The 25,051-nt window shown below is 30.9% G+C and carries 18 protein-coding genes; 6 read left to right on the forward strand and 12 right to left on the reverse strand.

Annotated elements, in window-relative coordinates; genetic code table 11:
- Positions 1-2 precede the first annotated feature (2 nt).
- The 3 genes from H0I32_RS03900 to H0I32_RS03910 form a co-directional block, all read right to left on the reverse strand.
- Entirely contained in the window at positions 3-1,001 is a 999-nt protein-coding gene (locus tag H0I32_RS03900) for a DUF3078 domain-containing protein (protein WP_179314647.1), read from the reverse strand.
- A 10-nt stretch (positions 1,002-1,011) separates the two neighbouring features.
- Complete coding sequence (locus H0I32_RS03905; RefSeq protein WP_179314648.1) at positions 1,012-2,190, reverse strand: AIR synthase related protein; 1,179 nt, start codon at positions 2,188-2,190, stop codon at positions 1,012-1,014.
- Between the two features lie 535 nt (positions 2,191-2,725).
- Positions 2,726-4,912, reverse strand: a complete 2,187-nt coding sequence (locus tag H0I32_RS03910) for a glutamine synthetase III (protein ID WP_173588939.1) — start codon at positions 4,910-4,912, stop codon at positions 2,726-2,728.
- 170 nt (positions 4,913-5,082) lie between these two features.
- Here H0I32_RS03910 and H0I32_RS03915 point away from each other — a divergent pair, with 170 nt between their 5' ends.
- Together H0I32_RS03915 and H0I32_RS03920 are read left to right on the forward strand one after the other, a co-directional pair.
- Positions 5,083-6,102 (forward strand): glutamine synthetase beta-grasp domain-containing protein, encoded by a 1,020-nt coding sequence (locus H0I32_RS03915; protein ID WP_173588940.1) that lies wholly within the window; start codon positions 5,083-5,085, stop codon positions 6,100-6,102.
- A gap of 374 nt (positions 6,103-6,476) precedes the next feature.
- Positions 6,477-8,315, forward strand: coding sequence for a T9SS type A sorting domain-containing protein (locus tag H0I32_RS03920; RefSeq protein ID WP_179314649.1), 1,839 nt, complete (start codon positions 6,477-6,479; stop codon positions 8,313-8,315).
- Positions 8,316-8,812: 497 nt separating this feature from the next.
- Here H0I32_RS03920 and H0I32_RS03925 read toward each other — a convergent pair whose 3' ends face one another.
- The gene (locus H0I32_RS03925) at positions 8,813-9,763 is read right to left on the reverse strand and encodes a calcium/sodium antiporter (RefSeq protein ID WP_173588942.1); all 951 of its coding nucleotides are present in this window, start codon (positions 9,761-9,763) and stop codon (positions 8,813-8,815) included.
- 149 nt (positions 9,764-9,912) lie between these two features.
- On the opposite strand from H0I32_RS03925, the gene H0I32_RS03930 reads away from it, so the two are divergent.
- Together H0I32_RS03930 and H0I32_RS03935 are read left to right on the forward strand one after the other, a co-directional pair.
- Positions 9,913-10,272: a BlaI/MecI/CopY family transcriptional regulator gene (locus H0I32_RS03930; protein ID WP_173588943.1), complete on the forward strand. Its 360-nt coding sequence runs from the start codon at positions 9,913-9,915 to the stop codon at positions 10,270-10,272.
- Between the two features lie 2 nt (positions 10,273-10,274).
- Positions 10,275-12,215, forward strand: coding sequence for a M56 family metallopeptidase (locus tag H0I32_RS03935; RefSeq protein WP_179314650.1), 1,941 nt, complete (start codon positions 10,275-10,277; stop codon positions 12,213-12,215).
- A gap of 89 nt (positions 12,216-12,304) precedes the next feature.
- On the opposite strand, the gene H0I32_RS03940 is transcribed toward H0I32_RS03935, so the two are convergent.
- On the reverse strand, positions 12,305-14,266 hold the full coding sequence (locus H0I32_RS03940; protein WP_179314651.1) for an endonuclease: 1,962 nt from the start codon (positions 14,264-14,266) through the stop codon (positions 12,305-12,307).
- A gap of 572 nt (positions 14,267-14,838) precedes the next feature.
- Here H0I32_RS03940 and H0I32_RS03945 point away from each other — a divergent pair.
- Both H0I32_RS03945 and H0I32_RS03950 read left to right on the forward strand, forming a co-directional pair.
- A complete protein-coding gene (locus H0I32_RS03945) occupies positions 14,839-14,991 on the forward strand; it encodes an SsrA-binding protein (protein ID WP_173588946.1) in 153 nt (50 codons plus the stop codon).
- Between the two features lie 88 nt (positions 14,992-15,079).
- A complete protein-coding gene (locus tag H0I32_RS03950) occupies positions 15,080-17,347 on the forward strand; it encodes a tetratricopeptide repeat protein (protein WP_256928788.1) in 2,268 nt (755 codons plus the stop codon).
- Positions 17,348-17,389: 42 nt separating this feature from the next.
- Here H0I32_RS03950 and H0I32_RS03955 read toward each other — a convergent pair whose 3' ends face one another.
- The 7 genes from H0I32_RS03955 to H0I32_RS03985 form a co-directional block, all read right to left on the reverse strand.
- The gene (locus tag H0I32_RS03955) at positions 17,390-17,749 is read right to left on the reverse strand and encodes a hypothetical protein (protein ID WP_173588947.1); all 360 of its coding nucleotides are present in this window, start codon (positions 17,747-17,749) and stop codon (positions 17,390-17,392) included.
- A gap of 45 nt (positions 17,750-17,794) precedes the next feature.
- Positions 17,795-21,448, reverse strand: coding sequence for an AAA family ATPase (locus H0I32_RS03960; protein ID WP_179314652.1), 3,654 nt, complete (start codon positions 21,446-21,448; stop codon positions 17,795-17,797).
- A 12-nt stretch (positions 21,449-21,460) separates the two neighbouring features.
- Positions 21,461-22,663, reverse strand: a complete 1,203-nt coding sequence (sbcD, locus tag H0I32_RS03965) for an exonuclease subunit SbcD (protein ID WP_179314653.1) — start codon at positions 22,661-22,663, stop codon at positions 21,461-21,463.
- A gap of 508 nt (positions 22,664-23,171) precedes the next feature.
- The gene (locus H0I32_RS03970) at positions 23,172-24,119 is read right to left on the reverse strand and encodes a HipA domain-containing protein (RefSeq protein WP_179314654.1); all 948 of its coding nucleotides are present in this window, start codon (positions 24,117-24,119) and stop codon (positions 23,172-23,174) included.
- Positions 24,116-24,430, reverse strand: coding sequence for a HipA N-terminal domain-containing protein (locus H0I32_RS03975; RefSeq protein WP_179314655.1), 315 nt, complete (start codon positions 24,428-24,430; stop codon positions 24,116-24,118). Before H0I32_RS03975 ends, H0I32_RS03970 begins: the two co-directional genes overlap by 4 nt.
- The gene (locus tag H0I32_RS03980; RefSeq protein WP_173588952.1) at positions 24,402-24,644 is read right to left on the reverse strand and encodes a helix-turn-helix transcriptional regulator; all 243 of its coding nucleotides are present in this window, start codon (positions 24,642-24,644) and stop codon (positions 24,402-24,404) included. Before H0I32_RS03980 ends, H0I32_RS03975 begins: the two co-directional genes overlap by 29 nt.
- Before the next feature lie 103 nt (positions 24,645-24,747).
- Entirely contained in the window at positions 24,748-24,951 is a 204-nt protein-coding gene (locus H0I32_RS03985; RefSeq protein ID WP_173588953.1) for a hypothetical protein, read from the reverse strand.
- Positions 24,952-25,051 lie beyond the last annotated feature (100 nt).

Here is a 25,051-nt window from a genome sequence, read left to right on the forward strand (position 1 = left end):
TATTATGAATTAGTTTTCATAATATTATCTAAATCCACAACAACACCAACTCCTAAAATTTGTTTCCATTGTAATTTAGGGCCCACAATAATATTTTCTTCGTTTGTTATTTCATTAGTCTCAACTTCTACTTTAATATCGTTGTCATATCTTAAATGAGAACCTAAATTTGCTTTTACAAATCTATTAACTTTCATGTCCAAGTTAAGCTCCCACTCTAAATCAATGTTACCAAAACTATTAATATAGTCCGTATACAACCTTAAAAGACTTGTAACTTTTATGTTTTCAAAAAGCTCTTCTTCGTATGAATTAGTTAAAAGTATACCTAACTCTTGTTTTACTTTTTTTCCTTCTCTAAGTATATTCCCTTCCAAATCATAAATAGCTGAATCTACACCAAAAGCACCTTTATTTGCCAACTCATCATCTAAAACAAAGGTTGTTTTTAAAGTAAAAGGAGACGCATAAAAAGACAATCGCTCAATAAATCGACCGTATTCCATACCCGCACCAAAAAACATATAACCAGGAGCTAAGAATTTTGAAATTGGTGTATCTCTATCAGGATAAGTATATCCATTGGCCATTTGCGTGTTAAGGCTAAATTTAGAAGAATAAAACCAATTACTTTTAGGATCTTTTTCTAAACCAATATTAGAAATCAACTCAATGACATCTTCTGTTTTTCTAATATTTAATTCTTCCTGTTTATTTAAACCATATCTAATATTAAAATTAGAATTCCAATACCACTTTTCTTGTTTATATTTTGCTTCAGCGGCAGCTGTTACAATTCCTGAAATAGAATTCGCACCACCTGCATTCCAGTTTGTAAATGACACTTGATTAAGCGTCAAACCAACTTCTTTTTTTGTTTTCCAACCTAATTGAATAACCTCATTTTTTTTCTTTTGAAAATACAATGAATCAGGCTGTGCAAAAAGCACACTTGAACATAAAACAAATACACTAAATATAAACCACGAATAGTTTTTCATGCTAAAAAAATTAATAAGAGAATGTACCGTAATCGCTTTTTATAGTTAACTTCTTCTTATCTGAAGCTTCTACTCGACCTATAATTTTAGCATCTACATTAAAAGATTTTGAAATCTCAATAATAGCTTCTGCAACTTCAGGCTTTACGTACAACTCCATACGGTGTCCACAGTTAAAAACTTGGTACATTTCTTTCCAATCTGTTTTAGATTGCTCTTGAATGAGTTTAAATAACGGAGGAACATCAAACATATTATCTTTTATAATATGAAATTGATCTACAAAATGAAGAATTTTTGTTTGCGCACCACCACTACAATGTACCATTCCATGTACGGATTCACTATCGTAACTATTAAGGATAGCTTTTATAATTGGAGCATAAGTACGTGTTGGAGATAATACCAATTTACCAGCATCTATAGGAGAATTCTCTACAGCATCTGTTAATTTTGTTTGCCCAGAATAAACTAAATCTTCGGGTACAGCAGCATCAAAACTCTCAGGATATTTTTCAGCTAAGTATTTAGAAAAAACATCATGTCTTGCAGATGTTAATCCATTACTCCCCATACCTCCATTATATTCAGTTTCGTAAGATGCTTGTCCAAAAGACTCTAATCCTACAATAACATCACCAGCAGTAATATTTGCGTTATCAATAACTTTAGATCGTTTTATACGCGCAGTTACTGTAGAATCTACAATGATAGTTCTTACCAAATCCCCTACATCTGCAGTTTCTCCGCCTGTAGAATGAATAGTAACTCCAAAAGATTTTAGATCTTCTATTAATTCTTCTGTTCCGTTAATAATTGCAGAGATAACTTCACCAGGAATAAGGTTTTTATTTCTCCCTATTGTTGAAGATAACATAATATGATCTGTTGCTCCTACACAAAGTAAATCGTCAATATTCATAATCAACGCATCTTGAGCTATGCCTTTCCACACTGAAATATCTCCAGTTTCTTTCCAATACATATAAGCTAATGATGATTTTGTACCAGCTCCATCGGCATGCATTATTAAGCAATAATCTTCATTATTTGTTAAATGATCTGGAACAATTTTACAAAACGCTTTAGGAAACAATCCTTTATCAATATTTTTAATCGCATTGTGTACATCTTCTTTTGAAGCTGAAACTCCTCTTTGCGCATATCTTTTACTTACCGAATTATCCATATTACAATTTATTAGTGTGGTTTTGCAAAAGTAAGGATTGCGTTTAATTATAAGGAATGATTCGATTGGAATTAATAACAGTATTTGAGTTTTTATTCACAACTCTATTTTTCATTAGATTAATCTGCTCTATTTGAAGATATAAATACGTTTTTGAAAGTACTTGAAATGAAATTTACCCAAAATACAAAAAGATAAAACTGAAATATCAATTTTATCTTTTTGCTTTAAAAAATAAACTTAAAGTTAATTATTATAGTTTAAAATCTTAAAAAAGGATGAAAACAACCTCAATTACAATTATCAAACTAAAACAACAACTTTTCGTTTTTGTTATAAATTACTGATTAATAGCACTACAAAAATATAAAATAAACATATTTTAAGACTATTTTTATCTATTACTTAATCTAAGACCTCTCTCTTTTCGATAACTAGTTAATGTCATCGATAAAATACATAAATCATCAAGTTTTAAAAAATTACCATATGTAAACTCACGTATTACATTATTTAAATTAAAAGTTTGATCCTTTTATTTAGTAAACAATAACTCTCTGTATTTTGTTAATGGCCATATTCCATCATCAATCATTAATTCTAATTTGTCACAGTGGTACCTAATAGTATCAAAAAATGGTTTTACTTTATTGCAATAACCATCTGCTTTCTTTTCTAAACTAGCGTCCTTATTACATATTTTACGAGCCTCAGTCATTTCTGTAACAGAAGAATTTATAGCCTCAATATGTGTTGATATACTTTCTATAAGCCCCAATTGAGCCTTTGCGTAATTCTTAAACTCATCACCATAAATGGTTTTAAGACCTTTTACATTTTCAATTAAAATATTCTGATACCTTACCGCTGTTGGCACTACATGGTTCCTAGCTATATCTCCAATAACCCTACTTTCTATTTGTACATGAAGAATATAATCTTCCATTTCTATCTCATAGCGCGCTAAAGACTCTACACTATTCATTACTCCTAAGCTTTCAAAAAGATCAATAGTAGATTTAGCTTTTTTTATTTTAAGTGCTTCAGGGGTTGTTTTATTATTACTAAGTCCTCGTTTTTCTGCTTCTTTTTCCCAATCACCACTGTAACCATTTCCTTCAAAAAGAATTGCCTTAGATGTTTTTATATATTCTCTTAAAACATTGAATATAGCATCATCTTTTTTCATTTCTTTTTTATCGATTAACTCATCGACTTCAGCTTTAAAATCTATCAATTGTTTTGCGACAATAGTATTTAAAACCGTCATAGGCTTTGCACAATTAGCCGTTGAACCAACTGCTCTAAACTCAAATTTATTACCTGTAAAAGCAAAAGAAGATGTTCTATTTCTATCCGTATTATCAAGTAATATTTCTGGTATTTTACCAACCACATTAAGCTTTAAATCCGTCTTTTCTTGAGGTGATAATTTTCCTTTAGTTACTGTTTCTAATTCATTAAGTACATTAGTTAATTGTGCTCCAATAAAAACAGAAATTATAGCAGGCGGTGCCTCGTTGGCTCCTAACCTATAATCATTACTCGCAGAAGCAATAGCTGCTCTTAATAACTCTTCATGAGTTTGGACCGCTTTAATTGTATTAATAAAGAAGGTTAAAAATTGAAGATTACTCATTGGTGTTTTCCCTGGAGATAATAAATTAACACCTGTATTAGTAGTTAAACTCCAATTATTATGTTTACCAGAACCATTAACTCCTGCAAATGGTTTTTCATGCATAAGAACAGTAAAATTATGACGTTCTGCTATTTTTTTCATCACATCCATCAGTAATGAATTATGATCTACTGCTAAATTAGCTTCTTCAAATATCGGAGCCAATTCAAATTGATTAGGCGCCACTTCATTATGCCTTGTTTTAACCGGAATACCTAATAACATACATTGATGTTCTAGATCACGCATATAAGACATTGCTCTTCCTGGTATGGTTCCAAAATAATGGTCATCTAATTGCTGCCCTTTAGCTGGCGAATGGCCAAAAACAGTTCTGCCAGTTAATAAAATATCGGGTCTAGATGTTGCAAGCGCTGAATCAATTAAAAAATATTCTTGTTCCCATCCTAAAGATGCATTTACTTTTTTTACATTTTTATCAAAATATTTACAGACTGCTACAGCTGCATTATCAACCGCCTGTAGAGCACGTAAAAGAGGCGTTTTATAATCTAAAGCTTCACCTGTATATGATACAAAAACAGTAGGAATACATAATGTTTTATCGTAAATAAAAGCCGGAGAAGTCGGGTCCCAAGCTGTATACCCCCTAGCTTCAAATGTATTTCTAATTCCCCCATTAGGAAAACTAGACGCGTCTGGTTCTTGCTGCACTAATTGATCCCCTCCTAATTTCTCAATAGCAAGACCATCACCAATAGTTTCAAAAAACGCATCATGTTTTTCAGCAGTTGCTCCTGTTAATGGTTGAAACCAATGCGTATAATGAGTTGCTCCTTTAGTTATCGCCCACTCTTTCATCCCTGCTGAAATGTGATCAGCTACTGTTCGATTTATTTTAGTACCTTTTTCAATCGCCTCTAAAACACTATTTAATGCCGTTTTAGTTAAATATTGGCGCATTGAAACCTCGTTAAATACATTTTCTCCAAATATTTCTGAACGACGTTGGTTATCTTTAATCTTCAAAGGTTTCCTTTCCAAGGATGCTTTTACAGCATGAAATCTAAGTGTTGACATATTATTATTTTTTCGAAGTAAAAATACAAAATATTTAAAAATACCCACTCAAAAATAGGGGCATTGATATTAATCGAGAGTATTTAATCTAAACTACCCTATTATTTTTGATGTTAAAGAAAAAATAGCCATATTTGTGACAGTACATAAACAATAACACAACACAAATTATGAGTAAATCTAAATTAGAGTATATATGGCTTGACGGATATAAGCCTACTCAAAACATGAGAAGTAAAACTAAAATTGAAGAAGATTTTAGTGGTAAATTAGAAGATTGTCCTATTTGGTCTTTTGACGGATCATCTACAAAACAAGCCTCTGGTGGTGCTTCAGATTGTTTATTAAAACCTGTTGCTATTTATCCAGATCCTGCTCGTAAGGATGGATACTTAGTAATGACTGAAGTTTTAAACGCTGATGGAACTCCTCACGTTTCTAACGGAAGAGCTACAATTGAAGATGAAGATAATGACTTCTGGTTTGGTTTTGAGCAAGAATACTTTATTATGGATACGCAAACACAATTACCTTTAGGTTTCCCTATTGGTGGCTATCCTGCACCTCAAGGAATGTACTACTGTTCTGTTGGTGGAAAACACACACATGGTAGAGATTTAGTTGAAGAACATGCAGATCTTTGTATTGCTGCAGGTTTAAACTTTGAAGGAATTAACCAAGAAGTTGCTTCTGGACAATGGGAATACCAATTATTTGCTAAAGGCGCTAAAAAAGCTGGAGATGAAATTTGGGTTTCACGTTATTTATTAGACCGTTTAACTGAACAATATGGTTATTATATTGAGTACCATCCAAAACCATTAGGTAAAGATATGGATTGGAATGGTTCTGGTATGCACGCTAACTTCTCTAACTCTGTTTTAAGAACTTGTGGTTCTCAAGAAACTTATGAAAAAATATGTGAAGCATTTAGACCTGTTGTAAAAGAGCATATTGCTGTTTATGGTGAGTTTAATGACCAACGTTTAACAGGTGAACATGAAACTGCTTCTATTCACGATTTTAGTTATGGTATTTCTGATAGAGGAGCTTCTATTCGTATTCCAATCATTACAGTTGAAAAAGGCTGGAAAGGTTGGTTAGAAGATAGAAGACCAGCTTCTAATGGTGATCCATACAAAATTGCAGGAGTGATTATCAAAACTGTAAAAAGTGCTAATATTTCTTAATTAGTATCAAATAATTTTAAAAAAGCCGTTTAGATAATATCATTTAAACGGCTTTTTTTATTCCTTAATATAATATATAACGTTACAACATTCAATATTCTCCCCTTTAATTAGACCTATTAATTTCTATTCCCTGAAGCTTCTATTCTAAATAGGTTATTCTGATTACTCATTTTAAAAATTAACATATCTATCTAATTATCAACGCATAGAAGATTCTAACTTCCTCAAAAAACAACCTTTAATCGACGAAATCTACTTTTAAAAGCAGATCTTGACATTTTATCGACTATTCTAGGTGATCTTCGTTTTTTTTAGGCCTTATAAAAGTATGGTTATAAGTTTGTGAAGCTATTAACCAAATTTATATAATTATGAAAAATATTACAAAGCGCTTCTTTGCATTTTTTTGTGGAGTTGCTGCATTAATGACAATTAACTTGAATGCTCAAAACACACAAGATAGCTGTAATGCTATTGAAGTGATTGCATCTACTCAAGGAACTACATCTTCAGGAGCTCTTGTAAATGCAGATCGTTCAGATGTGAACGCTGCTTTATACACACCAGACAAGTCTAACGCTGCTGGAGGTTTTTATTCTTTAGGTATAAATGGAAGTATTACCCTAGGATTAGGAGGAGCGGTTTACAACCAACCTGGAACTGACATTACTATTTACGAAACTTCATTTAGTGGAGATAATTGTGGTGGTAGTGATGACGAAATGGCTTTAATCGAATTATCTCAAGACGGTTCAACATGGGTTGAATACGGAACTGTTTGTCGTGATGGTCTTATAGACCTTAATGATGTTGATTTAGAGTATGTAACACAAATTAAAATTACAGATGCTACAACAGGATCAGGTGATGGTTACGATCTAGATGGTATTGAAGCTGTAAACGGCTGTGAAGAAATACCTAGTGAATTTTGTTATGGTTCTACTGCATTTGACTATGTACCTGGATTAAATAGTGACGGAACAACTTTTAATGTTGCTGAACGAATGGATACTAACAAAGCTTTAGGCTTACCAGAAATGGATGATTCAATGAACTTTTTATCATTAGGATATGGTGGTGAAGTTACTATTGGTTTTGATGGTGTTGTTTACAACAATGAAGGACCAGATATCGAGGTTGTAGAAACTACATTTGGTAATGCTTCTTTTTCTAACTACCCAGAATCAGCTGATATTTACGTATCTCAAAACGGTATTGATTTTTATCTTATCGGATCTGTACTTACAGATAACGCAGGAGACTTAGATATAAGTAACGCTCCTATAGCTCTTGCTTATATTACAGAAGTAAAAATTGTAGATACAACGCCTAGCGGTTCTATTTCTGAAGATGGTTTTGATTTAGATGGTGTTATTGCTTTAACAGGTTGTAACGAACTTATTGAGCCTACACCTGCTGGATGTTATCCTGTAGATTATTTTAACTACGTAGAAGGAACTAAGAAAAATGGTGGTGTTATTGACGCTATTAGAACTGAAACTCCTGAAAACACACTTGGTGCACCAGAAGGAACTGATGATTATGTATTTACTACACTTGGTTACGGTGGAGAAATTACTTTAACATTTGGTGGAGCTGTATACAACCAAGCAGGACCAGACTTAGTCGTTGTTGAGACTACATTCCAAAACACTTGGGGTTGTGAAACTTATGGAGAATATGCTGATGTATACGTTTCTGCAGATAACATCAACTTCCATTTTGCAGGTACTGTTTGTAAATCTGATAACGCAATTGATATTTCTGATGCTGGTGATTTTGATTTCATCTACTATGTGAAAATTGTAAACAACAATGAATTATCTACAACTGAAGATGCTTACGATCTTGATGGTGTAATTGCTGTTGGAACATGTGAAGAATTCAATTACGCTGCTTACGCAGATGAGCAATATCGTTTATTAAGTGTTGACCAAATAAGTGCTAATGATTTAGGTGTAACAACTCACCCTAACCCTACTAGTACTGTTTCATATATTGAATTCACTCCAAAAACAACAAGCAATATACTTATCGAAGTATTTGATATAAATGGTCGTAATATTGGTCAAGTTTTCAATCAAGAAGCTTATTCAGGTCAATCTTATACAGCTGAATTTAACGTTAACAATTTAGCTTCTGGACTATACATCTACAAAGTAACAACTGGTAACTCTAGTATTACTAAAAAGTTTGTAGTTAATAAATAAGAATATAACTTATTAGTTATTCTAATTACTATACAAAAAGCCTCCTGAAAATACATTTTTAGGAGGCTTTATTTTTTCTATTAGTTTATCATCTGTTTTAGCTTTCAACTAAAAAATAAGTGCTTATCTTATGTTTAAAAATAATCTATAATTATCTTTAACTATAGCAAGTACACGCTTGAGATAAAAACATCTTATATTATATAAAAAATAATTAGAAAGAGCTCTATGCTGTAATATTGAGTCTTCATACTAAAGAAGTATTTCTAAGTAATATATTTATTACCAATACAGCTTTGACCTAAATATTAGCAAAGTACTAATGAACAATAAGCAACACAAGAAGTAGTTAGTTGTTTCACTATAAAGAATATCTTTTTACATTTACTATATAACAAAGCCTCTTGAAAATGTATTTTCAAGAGGCTTTGTTTATACTTTTTATCAAAAAAAACAATCACAAGTTTACCTAATAGTTCTCTTATTAAAACTGATGACTACCTAAGAGTTAGGAATATAAAAACTATATAAGCACCAAATAAAAGCATTCCTTTTACCCTCCCTATTTCAAAACGTTTTGGTATCATTATAAACGGAATTAAAATAGCAGCAAAACCAATCATCCAAAAGATATTAGTCGATAAGATCTCAGGAGTATTAGGATTAACTACAATAGGTTTTATCATTGCTGTAAGACCTAAAACAGAAGCAATATTAAAAATATTAGAACCGATAAGGTTTCCTAAAGAAATCGCTTTTTCTTTTTTAACTGCAGAAATTACAGAAGCCGCCAACTCAGGCACACTTGTACCAATAGCAATTACAGTAACAGAAATTGCATAATCACTAATACCTATTGATAATGCTAATTCTTCAGCACCTTCCACTAACCAAAGTGAACCAAAATACAAACCTGCAGCACCTATTAACAACCAAATTGTTATTTTAAAATTAGAAACAACAGCTAAATTATCATCAACTTCTTCCAAATTTTCTTTTGTAGATCTTCTAGAACTTCTAATTAAAACTACTAAAAAGACAACTAAAGCTATCAACATAATTAAACCTTCAATCCATGTTAAAACACCATCATTCTTTAAAAAATAGTAAAGCACAAAAGATAATAACATCATCATTGGCCAATTCAACTTGTAAAACTCTTTATCTACAGCTAGTGGAGAGATCATAGCTGTAATCCCTAAAACCAATCCTATATTAGCAATATTAGAACCAATAACATTTCCTAAAGCAATATCAGAAACTCCATCTAAAGCCGCCTGCAAGCTCACTAATAATTCTGGTGCAGAAGTTGCGAAAGACACAACCGTCATCCCAATAACAAGTTTTGATATTTTTAGTTTAAAAGATAGCCCAACAGAAGCTCTTACCAAAAAATCACCACCAACAACCAAAAAGGCTAAACCTACCAACACTAAAACTATACTCATCTTCTATCTGAATTTAATTCACAAAGATAATATTTCATTTGCACACAGACTAAAAACTACACTTTTCGTTAAATAACTATTATTACAGTTTTATAACTGTAAAAATAGTTATATATTTATCCCTCAAGATTAAAACACTTATTTTAACTATGCAAAAGCTCACAAATAAAGAGGAAGAAATAATGCACATACTGTGGAAGTTAGAAAAAGCTTTTGTTAAGGATGTGCTAGCGGAAATTAATACTGAAAAACCTCATTACAACACACTTTCTACCATAATTAGAAACCTAGAAGAAAAAGGTTACGTGAGTTATAACGCCTATGGCAAAACTCATCAATACTTCCCTATTGTATCTAAAGAAGATTATAAAACAAAATTTATGAATACGGCTATTGAAAATTATTTTAATAGCTCTTATAAAAACGTGGTTTCATTTTTTGCAAAAGAAGAAAAAATAAGTGTTGATGAGCTTAAGGAAATTATAGCTTTAATAGAAAACAAAAAATAATTATGGAATATTTGCTAAAAGCTTCAGTAGTAATCGCAGTATTCTATTTATGTTATTATCTACTTTTAAAAAAAGAAACATTTTTTCAGCATAATAGATGGTTTTTATTAATCGGTTTAATAATTGCAATAGTATTTCCTTTAATTGTTATCCCTGTATACATCCCAATAGAATCTACTACATTACAAGAATCTATATTCACAACATCCGTTAATCATTCAACTTTCACAGAAGATGTCGTTGAAACCACTTTTAATTGGAAAGAATTAAGTTTAATAGTATATACAATTGGTTTATCAATATTCTCGATTCAATTTATATTTCAGTTTGGTTCTTTAATAGTTCTACTGATAAAAAACCCAAAATATAAAGATCAAAATTTCACATATATAATTGTTAAAAACAAAATTTCACCATTTTCATTTTTTAAGTGGATCGTTTACAATCCTAAATCTTACAAGGAAGAAGAACTTCAGTTGATTTTAATACATGAAAAAGTACACGCTACACAATTACATTCTATAGATATTTTACTAACGCAATTAGCCTGTGTTGTATTTTGGTTTAATCCTCTAATTTGGTTGTACAGAAAAGAAATACGACAAAATTTAGAATACATAGCAGATTTAAACACACAAATATCTACTAGCACAAAAAAAGAATATCAGCATTTATTATTAAAAACAAGTATTGCTAATCACAATACACTTTTATCTAATAACTTTTATAATTCATCAATCAAAAAACGAATATTTATGTTAAACAAAACGAGATCAAAACAAAAAAATCAATTGAAATACTTGCTTATGTTGCCACTTTTAGCTGGTTTACTCATTAGTATGAATAGTAAAAAGATATATCTAGAAGCTGAACTCCTCAATAACATTGAACCAATTAACACAAAGGATTCAATTACACACGAAAGCATAAAGCTAAAGTTCACCAACCAGATGAATGATGATCGCCTAGAAGAATTTAAAACACTTTTAGAATCTAAAGGTGTAACAATGAAAATAAAAAGCTTAAAACGTAACCAAGACGATAAAATTAGCTCAATAAATATTGTTTTTGAATCTAAAAATAGAACAACCAACTATAGTTCTAAAATTAAAGAAGGAATTTTACCTTTCTATTTTGAAATGACTGACGAAAGTATTGAAGTTTATAACATTAAAGATATTGAATATAATGAAAATACATTAGTTGCCGCCTACAACATCCAAAAACCAAATGATACGTTATACTTTAAAACGATTGATTCCGCAAAGGTGCAAAGCTTATCTAAAGAAAAATCTGACTTATACTATGAAGGTGGTAAAACTTTAAAAATAACCACTAAAAATGATGATCTAATAATTAATCAACCCCAAAAAAAGTATAAAGCTATTTCAACTGCAACTAACAACAATCAAAAACCTTTAATAATCATTGATGGAAAAGAAGCAGATTATGAACTACTTAAATACCTGAATCCTAACCTTATTGAAAGCATGACTGTTTTGAAAGACAACAAAGCGATTGATGCATACGGTGATAAAGGTAAAAATGGGGTTATAATATTAATAACTAAAGAGAATACAACTGAGAAAAATACAACCAAAACAAAAAACAATAATCCATGGAAAGCCATTGGTAAATCAGAAATAAATAGCCTCACTTACATTGATGACGAAAACCCTTCCAAAAATGAATCTATCGCCTATATTTCAAAATCTTCAACAGATCAAATTTTAGATTCTCATATAAATGAACTTAAAAGAATTGGAATCACAGTTAAATATTCTAAGTTAAAAAGAAATAAGGTTGGAGAAATTACAAGTATAAAAATTAGTCTTGAGGATAATGAAGGATCAAAAAGTAGCGCTACATGGAAAGTTACTAATGGTATTCCGGATATAGAATTTGGAAAATCAGAAGGATCCTTAATCGCTAGAACCAAGTAAATAAAACCATTTTAAAACAAAAAAAAAAAAAAAAAAAGCCAAACTGAATATAAACAGTTTGGCTTTTTCTATTAAAGTATTTCTACTACTTAATTAACAATAACCTTCTTAATTACAGAACGATTCTCACTGGTTAATTTTAAGATATATAAACCCGAAGCGATATCTAAGTCTAGATAATCATTTACAGTCTGTATACGCTTTAAAAGCTTTCCTTCTACTGAGTAAACCTCAACATTAGCCGCTGCATTTAATCCAGAAATATAAACACGCCCTGTTGTAGGATTAGGTGTTAAAGTGACATCTAATAATGCATTATCTTCAACACTTAAAGCTTGTGCCCATGCATCACCAACATTATCTCCCCAAATATATTCTATCAAATCTGGTTGATCTATAAAAGGATTTCTGTTTTTCTGCCAATTGTAAACCACGTTATTTCTATTCATTTCAAAATCATCTGGCGGATCATTTCTATGCCACTCAAGTAGAGTTGCTAAATCTCCAAACTCACCAACATTGCCATCAGGATAACCATTTACGATTTCTAGACCATTATAACGCACAGCCATATAAAATACACTTCTGGCTACATCACCTTTAAATTTTCCTGCTGTACCGGTTGGCCCATTATACTCACCATAAAACTGATTATTTCTTGAACTATTCTCTGGTCCATCTGCTGCTCTTAATGCATGTGCATCAGAATTACCATGACGTAATGAATCTGCTTCTGTTGTCCAATAAACATCAATTCCATCAGCAACCTCATCTTCTTCTATGCTATCAAAACCACCTCTAGATCTAGGAAATGTATGTTCTCTATTCCATTTCCCTGTATTTATAGAACTTGTTTGGTAATCTAACTTGGCACGACCTTTTTCTAAGTATACCAACCATACTTCATTACTGTTTTCTGGATTTTGATCTGCTTCTTTTAAAATATCAATAATATCTGCATAAGTCTGTGCTCTTACAATAGATGGATCTGCAATAATATCTTGTAAAGCCTGTCTTAAAGTAACATCTGCTAAGCCATCTAAACTGTTGTAATAACCAGTTGGCTGTGTAGTTTCAACAATACCGAAAGTAGGTTCTAAAGGTGTTCCCCAAGCTGCAACAACAAAATCATTATCCACAACTCTAATTTCTATATCTCCATTATTAGCTATAATTGGCTCTACTAGATCTAAAAATCTAATTTTTAAAACCTCATCACCTTCATCATCAGCATCATCAACTAAAGTAATTGTAGTTGTCGCTGTATTCTCTCCTGATAAAATAGTAATATTTGTATTTCCTGTATAATCAGAAATATCAAAACTATCATTATCCAAACTTATATTAAAGTTTAAATCTGAATCTACATTAGTATCTGCAGTAAAGATAATATCAAAAATTGCACCTTCTTCAATTTGAGTGTCTATAACAGAAATAGCAATTGAATTTACAGCAATACCTGAACCATCATTTTCTCTTCTTGGCGTTGGTGTTACAGAAGAAAAGGTTACAACTCCCATTTCATCTACAAATCGTTGAATAGATTTAGGATTAGCATTGGTACCACTATCATTATATTGCATTGTTTCTCCTAACTTCTCTAATAAACCCGTAGCATCAGAATCATTAGTTCCGTAAACCATTGCATCTATTAAATTATCTTGAGTAGCTATAGTTCCCTCTAAAAAGTCTGATGTCAAAGCTTCATAGATACCTACAGCATCTGGTCCATTTTGAATTACGTTTTCTGACATTAATGCCTGAGGAAAAGGCGTAATATTAGAACTCCCTATAACTAATAAACCATTAATATCTGTTGTTAAACCATTTAAATTGTACGTAAAATAGCTACTATCACCTCCACTACTCGATCCATTAAAGAACACTAAAATGTATCCATCAGTAGAAAAATTAGGCGTTTCTGATTTTAATTCTATAAACTCTTGAGTATCTACACTTGGACTATCAGCATCTAGTTCATTAATTACCAAAACCTGAGACCAACTGACTCCTGAAATTAACAGCAGTACTAAAATTGTAATTTTTTTCATTATCATTTTTTTTACAAATATAAACTTATTCTCAAGCCACAGGTTAACACAAAATTAAATACGGAAACACAGTTATCAAAACATACAATCTGCCATAATTAAAAATTCAAAAAAAAGATGAAATTTCAAATTTTAAGCTTATTAATCAATAATCATGTCTACAATTAATAATAACACTCCAAAAACCCCCTTAGAAAGTTACAATAAAAAACACTTATAAGATATTTTAACTATAATTTAAAACACATATATAGACAAGTCACTAAATATTATAACTAATTACATCTTTTTAGATATAAATTAAAATTCAAACTCATCAATTATTACAAAAATACTTGGAACATAGCAGGTTGAATATTTATATTGAAAACTCAATCAATTAAACATTGAATATTACTAACCTCTAAAACCAAAAATTATGATCACATTAATCTCTCTAGTTATTGAAATAATCATTTCAACAATTTAACAACCTCAAAAAAGGTAAAGCTTAGTTCTAGAATAAGTTTTACTATTTTTGTCACAAATAATATAGCCTAAATAAAAACTAACTTTCGTTACAAATAAAAATTATGAAGACTTTCATCTTTAAACTTATCGCAAAAGTGAACAAGGCTATTCTTCCTAGTTACTCAAAACAACAATTAGACCTTAGTAAAGCGACTAAAATCCAACTTGCTATAATAGGTTGGCGTGTCTATATTACTAAAAATGCTATTGGATAAACGTTCTAATAAAAGCATTTTTTATTTCATAATTTCTTGTTAAAAACATCAAAAAAATATGTACTTTTAGTACTCTAAATTTTTTCAGGTGACATTTAACATTCTTACTTTTCAAAAAGCGATTTCAAAATCAACTTTAATTCTTGCACTAGCCTGTTTATCAACAAGTTTATCATGTAAAGAAGAACCTAAATACGAAGCTATCAATGACAAAACTTCCGTTTTTTTATCAGGAAAATTAATTCCTGACGATCATTTTTTGGGTGATAAAAACTGTAGAGAATGCCATCAAGAAGAATTTAAAGATTGGGAAGGTTCTGATCACGATAAAGCCATGGAAATTGCAGACAGCACATCTGTATTAGCAGGTTTTAATGGTGAAAAATTTACAAGCCAAGGTATTACATCTCATTTCTTTAAAAAAGACAACGTTTACTATGCAAATACGGAGGGTCCTGACGGAGAATATCACGATTATAAAGTTATTTATACTTTTGGGATCACACCTTTACAACAGTATATTGTTCAATTCCCAAATGGACATTATCAATGTTTAAGAACCGCTTGGGATTCCGTTAAAAATAAATGGTTTGATCTATATCCTGACTTTAAAGTTGTACATTCTGAATGGCTACATTGGTCTAGAGGTGGTTTGAATTGGAATAATATGTGTTCTGACTGCCACTCTACGAACGTTAGAAAAAACTACGACAAAGAAACCCATAGTTACGACACTAAATATGCCATAATCAATGTTAATTGTGAAGCCTGCCATGGACCGGGTAAACAACATGTAGAAGATGTTAATAGACTTGGAGAAGCATACAATTCAACCGGAACTATGCAAATGACCCTGGATACTAAACCAAAAGAACTAGTAGACCAATGCGCACGTTGCCATATGAGAAGAGAACAATTCTCTACTCACTTTAATTTTGAAGGTACTTTACTCGATCATTATTTCCCTCAATTACTTGTAGAAAATCTATATTTTCCTGATGGACAAATCCTCGATGAAGTATATGTTTATGGCTCTTTTGTTCAAAGTAAAATGTACCAAAACAACGTTACTTGTAATAATTGTCACAATTCGCATTCCTTAAAATTAAAATTTGAAGGAAATAACCTTTGTGCACAATGTCATGAACCCGCAAAATACGATACGCCTAAACACCATTTTCATGAAGCAAATACCGAAGGTGCAAAATGTATTAATTGCCACATGACCGGAAGGTATTATATGGGAAATGATTTTAGAAGAGATCATAGCTTTAGAATTCCGAGACCAGATTTAAGTTTAAAATACGGATCTCCAAATGCGTGTACAGGATGCCACGAAGACAAAGATGACAAATGGGCTTGGGAAGAATTTCAAAAACAACATGGCGCTGTAGATTCTATTCATTTTTCAGATAAATTAGCTCCTGGTATCGCTCACCATCCAGATGCATATGCTGGTTTAGCAGAATTAATAAATGATAAATCAGAACCAGAAATAGCAAGAGCTTCAGCTATTAAAGTGATTTCAAATTACAGTTCAGACGATTTAATAGATCAATATCTTACGTTATTAAACGACGAATCCCCTTTAATAAGAGCTGCAACTGTTGATGCTTTAAGCGAAGCAAACACTACAGATTACACTAATTATTTCTTACCATTACTAGAGGATCAAAAAAGAACTGTAAGAATTAAAGCGTTTTATGGACTTGGTGGTTTAACAGAATTACAAATACCAGAACAATACAAAGAAAGCTATCAAAAAGTTAAAAAAGAATTTAATGCTTATTTAGACCATAATTCCGACTTTGTTGGAGGTAGAATAAAAAGAGCGAGATATAATATAAAACAAGGAAATTTACAAAAAGGAATTGAAGGCTACAAAAGTGCTTTAGATATTGATGAATTAAACAATCAAATAAGATTAGATTTAGCTAACCTTTATTACAAGGATCAAAATTTTGAAAAAGCAGAAGAAACGTTTAAAAAGGTTATTGAGCAAGAATCAGAATATGGCCCTGTATACTACTCTTTATCCTTATTATATGCTGAATTAAATCGTACAGATGATGCTATTAAGCAAATGAAAAAGGCTATTGAGTACATGCCAGATAATCCACGTCCTTATTACAATTTAAGTTTATTATATGGTAAAATTCAAGACAGTAAAAATGCAGAACAAACGCTTTTAAAAGGATTAAATATTGACCCTACCAACGAAAGTTTACTATATGCATTGGGTTATCATTATTCTAGCACTAACCAATCAGAAAAAGCTAAAAACATTTTAAATCAATTAGTCAGACTGTATCCTGATAACAGACAGTATGTTAATTTCTTAAATCAGTTTGAGTAGAAATATTTACCTCATTAAGATAAAAAAGAGATTATTCAACTTTTAATGAATAATCTCTTTTTTTGTTCCGATGCGGAAACAACGTTCTTTACCAAGATAAAGCTGATCTCCATGTTTTTCTGACCAAAAGCCGTCTAATAAATCTTTAGTCATACATTTATAAACCACAACTCCTTTATAAATATTTCCATCATCACCTTTGTAATTAAAGTTAATGACTAAAATATTTTCATTAAAAAAACCCGTTCCTAGCTGTATTTGATTATTGTTAATGTTCCATTTTGCAATAATTCTGTTATTCAAATCTAGAGATAGCTTTAATATCCCTTTATAAGTTCCGCCCTCTTCATCTTGATTATTTCCGATTATTTCAAATTGCCCTACTAGATCTTTTACATTCATATTTTCACCTTTCGATTACCTCTAACTCTTCTTCCATTTAGTATTCTATAGTATTTCAACCTTACTAACACCATTACTTTTCTTTGTAATTTGAATTTGAGTAGGAATACGTTCTTTTAAATTTTCTACGTGAGAGATAATTCCGATCATTTTACCTTGAGATTGCAACGTCTCTAAGGTAGAAATTACAGTTTCTAAAGTATTGCTATCTAAAGTTCCGAAACCTTCATCAATAAATAAAGAATCTATTTTCACGTTTTTACTTGCTAAATCAGACAATCCTAGGGCCAAAGCCAAACTAATAATAAACTTTTCTCCACCACTAGAAGTATCTACTAATCTCGCTTGATCAGTTTGATAATGGTCTATCAAATTAAAATTAAGCTCTTCTTTGGCTTTGTAAGAGTCTTCCATTTTTAATGAATAACGCTTGTTTAATTGATACAAATGCACATTGGCAAGATCTAACAAATGTTTTAACGTTAAACGCTGTACATAGACGTTAAATGCGTCTTTAGAGTTTCCTATAATTTTAAAGAGTTCTTTCCAAACTTTACAAATTTTATCTTGAGCGTCTATTTTTTTATAAGTTTCTTGGTTTCTATCTTTTATTTCTTTGTCTTTTCTAAAAGCTTCTACAATTTTACCTTTAGCAGTTAACAGCGCATCTTTTTTAGTTTTTAAATCGACTAAAATTTGTTTGCTTTCAGATTCAGAAGTTTCAAAATTTTTAGTTTCTTGTAATAACTTTAGATCCTTAGCATGTTCTTCTTTTAAGGTCTTTATTTTAAGTTGATTTTCCTTAATGCGTTCTTTATTCTTTTTATACTCATTCGCTATTTCTTCGGATAATAATGCTGTTTCAATGTTTTCTTTTGATGTAAACTCACTGCCTTTTAATTTAGCATTGAGTATTTTTATAAAGTCAGATTTTTTAATTGATAAACTTTTTAAATCAGTTGTAATATTTACCTGTAAAGTTTCTTGTTTTGTTTTTGTGTTGCCTAAGTTTTGTAAGGATTCGTTACTCAATTTTGCTTTTTCTACAAAGGTGCTTTTTGCTTTTTGTAGCTGATTTCTTTTGCTTTCTACCGAAATATCAATTGCTAAAAGAGCAATTCTTTCTGTTGTTAATTTCTGCTGTTTTGTTGTTGCTTCTTTAATTGTTTCAGCAAAAACAACTTTGTTTTTAGCATGATTTTCTAACAGATCTTTAAGGTTTTCTATTTTTGTGTTTAGAATCTTACTTTCAGATTTTAATGCGTCTAAACTTCTTTCTGCTTTGTTAAAAAGTGCAATGTTTTCATCTATTTCTTTTAAAAATAGATTGATTTCCGAAAGAATAGGAAGTTGATATTTATATTTAGAGAGTTTTATTGTTAAGCTATTCTCTAATTTTGTACAATGAGCATTTAATTCTAGAATTGATTTTTCTTCTTGAAGAATTACTTCTTTTGCATTTTTATTTTTTTCTTCTAATGTTGCAATTGTTGTTTTTAATTGATTGATTGCTTCTTGCTGTTTTTGAATCTCTTTAGAGAATTGGTCTTTATCTATTTGTAATTGTTGAGCATTTTTTAAACTAGTATTAATTTCAGCTAACTTATTTTTAAGGGAAAGTAATTCAATTTCAACTTTTTCAAAATCAGTTAATTCACAAACAATTAATAATTCCTTTACTTTAGAATTTATTGAAGATAATTCGGTTGATTTTCCTTTAATCTGTTCTTGAAAATTTTCTATACGAGTTTGTATGGCCGTTTTTTTATTATTAAAAAGCGATTTTTCTTCGTTTAACTTTTTTAAATCTTCCTTTCTTTTGGTCAATTCTATTTCAGATTCCGATATATTTATTGTGGGTAAATGTTCTGTATACGGATGCTCTTTAGATCCACATAAACTACAAGGTTCTCCTTTTATTAAACGATTTCTATCCTCCTTATATTTAGCCACGCTTCGCTCTAAATCTAATATTTTAGTAGCATCAATAACTAATTTATCCTGATTTTCAAGGACTTTTTGCAGAGCTATTATTTTATCAGTAATTTCTTTTAAATCGGTTACGTATTTTTTCTCATCCGTCTCTAAATCAGTTTTATCTTTTGCTATTTTTTGATGTTGTTCCGCAAAAACTTTAAATTGTTTCCAATTATTTTCAGACTGATTGTATTTTTCTTTTAACGCTAATAAATCACTTAATGTATTTTTCTCTAACTCTTTGCTTAGTGCTGCAATTTTTTCTTCAATAACTTTTATAGCACCTGATTTCTCTTGAAAAGAACTCTTGTTTTCTTTTAAGTTTTCAGTAGTTTTAGTAACCTCTTTTTCCTTTTGATCAACTAATAAATTGCTTTTTACAATCGCTTCTTTATGGGTTTTTAAAGTTGATAAATCGGTTCTCCAATCTGTTATTTCTAAGGCAACTGATCTTAAAAATTCATTTTGTTTTATAAAGCTTTCTTTTATTTTAATTTGATTTGTAGTCTCATTAAAACTGTTGACTAATTTACTTTTGTCTTCAGATGTTTTTTTGATTTCTAACTCAAGTTTAACTAAGCTTTCAGAAGTTTTTTCTTTTACAATTCGTTCGTTTTTTAAAGCACTGTCTAAATTTGTAATCGTATCAAATTTTGGCAACCATTCCGCAAAATCTTTTTCTGCAATTTCTACATTATTAGTGTCTGCTTTGGTTTGCTTTTCTAAAAGAAGTATTCGTGGTTTTAGTTCTGTTACTATTTTTTCAATTTCTTTTAGTTGATTTTCTTTTAAAACAGTTTCTTTTTCTGTTCTATTCAAATCTGTTATTAACTCTTTAAAAGGCAATGCTTTTTCATGTAAAGACAATTGATCTAATGCTACTTGGTGCTTCTCTACAAAAGATTGAACACTTTTAGATTTCTCTTCATGTTCTTCTCCTTCTTTTGTTAATTTTAGAAAGCTAACATACCAATCCACAATTTTTTGAGAAAACTTTATCGCAGTTTCGGTAAGTTTAATATCAGCATCTAACGTTTTATCTTCAGAAATTAAATTCGCTTTAGCTTCTTCATTTAAAATGTCATCAGCATTTATTTTGGCTTCAATTTCTCTTAGTTTTTTTTCTTCCTCAGATTTTCGATCTAAAATTCCTTGACCAATTTTTTTATAAATCTGTTCGCCCGTAATTTGTTCTAATAACTTTCCTTTTTCTGGACCTTTTGCCGTTAAAAAAGAAGCAAATTCACCTTGCGCTAACATTACAGATCGTAAAAATTGATTGTAATCTAATTGAGTAGCATTAACTACTTCGGTAATTAAATTTCGTTTTTGAGTCGCTAAAATAGTATCTGTAGTTAAGTTTTTTAAACTGACTTCTTCCTTTGGGTTTTTATATGCTTTTCCTTTTTTATCAGCAATTCTAATTCCCCAGAAAGCTTCGTAGATGGTTTTGTCATTTTTAAAAGTTATTCTACTAAAAGCATCATGTGCACCATGACTTACAACATCTAACAAAGTACCTTTTGATCCGTTAAAACGCGGAACGTTGTGATACAGAGCAATGGTTATTGCATCTAAAATAGTGGTTTTTCCTGCGCCTGTAGAACCGGTAATTGCATACAAACCAACATCTCTAAATTGTTCATTTTCAAAATCAATAACAATAGGAGTATCCGATTTTAAGGAATTTATATTTTGTAATTCTATCTTTAAAATTTTCATAGAGAAGCTGCCTTATTGTTTTTTAACGGATTGTAATATTTCATTAAAAGCATCCCAAACTTTTGGTCTTTGTTCTAAATCATAATCCATTTCTTCGCATTTAAGTTTAAAAACTTCTGTTGGTAATAATTCTTTAATTGATTTTGTATTCTCCAACAATTCTTCAATTCCTTTAACTTTTCGCTGATTTTTCAATCCTATTTTTAAGATTTCAAAAGGATATTGTGCTGCTTCATACTTTAAATCGTCTGTGTTAACTGTATGATCTTCTTTTAAAGCAATTTCTACCCAAGATGTTAATTCATAAGAATTAGAAGTCAAACTAGAAAATTTAGAAATACATTCTTGCAAACTACCTGTAAGTTTATAAAACTCTCTAAACTTCGGAATTACATCATCTTTAATGTCAGCAATTTTATTATTTTCTATAGATAAAATAATGACTTTTTTATCGTAATTAATTTCACTAAAACTTAAAATATTAGGAGAACCAGAATAACGAACTTTGTCGTTTCCTCCAATTATTTGAGGTCTGTGTAAATGTCCTAAAGCTACATAATCAAAATACGTAGGGAAATCTTCAGCACCAATATGCCCTAAAGTTCCTACATAAATATTTTGTTCACTATCAGAAATGGTTCCGCCGGTTGCAAACAAATGTCCCATGGCAATTACAGGCGCATTGGTGGTGTTTATAAGTTTGCATTGGTGTGCAGCAGAGACATAATGGTTAATTAATGCTGTTTTATATTTATCTGTTAATTCATCAAAAGTTTCACCAGCAACAGCACGTCTAATATCACCATCACGTAAATAAGGAACTGCAGCAATAATTACTTTTTCGTTGTTTATTTCAATTTCAAAAACTTCATCTTTAATGTCTTCAGTTGCTTTACCAACTACTTTTATAGACAAAGCACCTAAGATGTGTTTTGGCGCATTTAAAGTACCTGGAGAATCATGATTTCCGCCAGTAATAATAATCGATTTACAAGAGGTTCCGTTTAGTTTTACTAAGAAACTGTAGTACATTTCTAAACTTTGATTAGACGGAGAACCGGTATCAAAAACATCTCCAGAAATTAAAAGCACATCAATCTTTTGATCAATAATATAAGTTTCAATCCAACTTAAAAATAGTGATTGTTCTTCAAACTGAGATTGTTCATGCAATCGATGTCCCAAATGCCAATCGGCAGTATGCAGTACTTTCATATATTAAAATCTGATATTTTCTATTAAGCTTAAGACTGAAGGTTTTCTTTTACAAATGACACTTCTAAATTTACAAAAAACAATTAATTAGTATTAATGTTATTCACAATACTCATAAATCATTAACCTGATATCATCAAAAGTAAAATATTTAAGAAATAGAATTAATAAAAATAAAGAACATTGTTTTTTAAATAAATTGCATTTTTGGAATCAAGGCATAATTTTTTTTACCTGAATTATATGCAATTTTAGAGAAAATAGGAAACAAAAAAAAGCTCCCAATATCTTGGAAGCTTTAATTTCTATTGTGACCTCGACTGGATTCAAATACATATCTAGTCTGTACTATTTATAGGTCTTTATGATGCTTGTAAAATACTGTTGACCGATTTGTTGAAATATCGGTTGATTTTGATTGGTTTACCTTGTCTTTCAATCTTATTACAAAGATACTAAAATCAGAGATTCAAACCTATATAAACGGTACTAAATGCTATGAAGACTTTTAAAAATTAAGATTGATTTGCTGAGCTCTTTCAGCGATTAGCTTATTAAAAGCTTCTTTGTTCTCAGGACTTAAAAAACTATTTTCAATGAGTTGGTGCCACTCTTCCATTCCTGTTTCTATACGCTGCCATATATTTTGCATGGCCTTTTTAGGAATACCACTCCCTTCTATGGCCACATCAAAATCAGAACGTTTTAAACGATTCTTTTTTCCATTGAGATTAAGTGCTAGTTCTTCTGGATCATCTACTAATAATTGTGCTGCAACCATATCATATGCTGGTGCTAAATTATAGTTCCCTGGTACTTCTGCTATCAATGAGAAGTTTTTTAAGTGCATATCATTATTACCTATTAAAAATGAGACAATAACCTGCTCATAGAAACGGATGATATCTATTAAAGGGTTATAGCCGTAGGCTTTTATTCCTTTTGCTATTTGTTCATAGGATCCTCTGTATTTGTACTCTGTTAATCGTTCTGTGAATTGACATGCATCTTCCATTGCTAGTTTACTACCATCGGGTTTGCGGTCTATTCGTCTTGTGAGATATGCAAGCTCTCCATCTTTTAATGGAATTAATAAGAAAGGAACTGTAGCTACACCACAAGCTTTTGCCAGGTGCATGGATAAGGCTTCTATTTGTGGCATTTCAGGGTATAGTGAAAAAGGCGGCTTCAATATGAAACGACCGTTTAAAGCGCCAACGATGGTTAGACGTTTATCGTTATCCTCTTGCTTATTAAACCCTAGAGATAGCTTTGGTTGCACACCTGTAACTATTAAACGTTGGGCAATATTCTCTTTAGCCAACTGATCTATTTCAGACATGGCATAATCTAGTTGTATTACTGGCTTGTTTTCTTGCCAAAATTCTTTGAGACAAGCCTCGTGATACTGGTTATTATTTTCGGTAATTGGTTGGTGACAGGCTAAACAAATCATATCTCACGTACGCTTATGTTGCCGATACAGTCATGACAAGTGTTTAGTAAAAGTCCCATACGGTCTCTAGGGTTAAGCTTCCAGTTTTTGTGTGCAATCTCTAGTAGCCACCCTTCTGGTATTAATCCATCGAAGAAAGGAAATAGGTATTCTGACTGAAACTCCTTTTCTTGTAATGGTAATGATAGCGCAATCGCTGCAGCATTCTTATGATTAAGATAGTCTGTGTGATACTTAAACCTGTATCCTTCATCGGTTTCTTTCAAGATGCCTGCTTGCTCGTTATTGATCCAGATGGTTCCTTGTCTCATTTCTTATAGGTGTTGGAGTTAATGTATGTCCGAAGAATTGTAATAATTGATTGACCTTATCTAGCATTACGTTTGGTTTTCCCTGTTCTAATTCACGAAGAAAACGCAGGCCTAATCCGGTTAAATCTGCAAGATCAATTTGTGTATAGTTGGCTTCTTTACGTCTGTTACGTACAAACGTTGCTATAGCATTATTGCGGTCCCATTCTTTCATAATTATACCTTTATGGGTGCAATTTAGTGATTTTAATCGATATCATACCCTTTAAGGTGTAATTAATATATAACCAAGCAAAGCTATACCCGAAAGGGTCTATTTACAAAGCACTCTCTAGATATTTTATAACAATCTCTTTTTTGATGCCGCTATACTCAGCGAATTCATCTGCCGTGATAAATTGGTGTGCTTCTTTTCCGAAGTAGGTTTTAATTTCATTTAAGAGCTTACGACCGTAGCGTTCACTTCTTCCCGTGATACGCTGAATGTCTTTTGGATATATGCAGGCTCTTACTATTCTCATTTTATACTTTATCTATACACGGTCTATACCTCATCTTGGGTTTGTCTATATGACTTGTTACGGCATAAAACGTATCCATCGGAATGGATGGTTATGTGTA

It is taken from the genome of Winogradskyella sp. HaHa_3_26 (genome assembly GCF_019278425.1).
GTDB lineage: Bacteria > Bacteroidota > Bacteroidia > Flavobacteriales > Flavobacteriaceae > Winogradskyella > Winogradskyella undariae.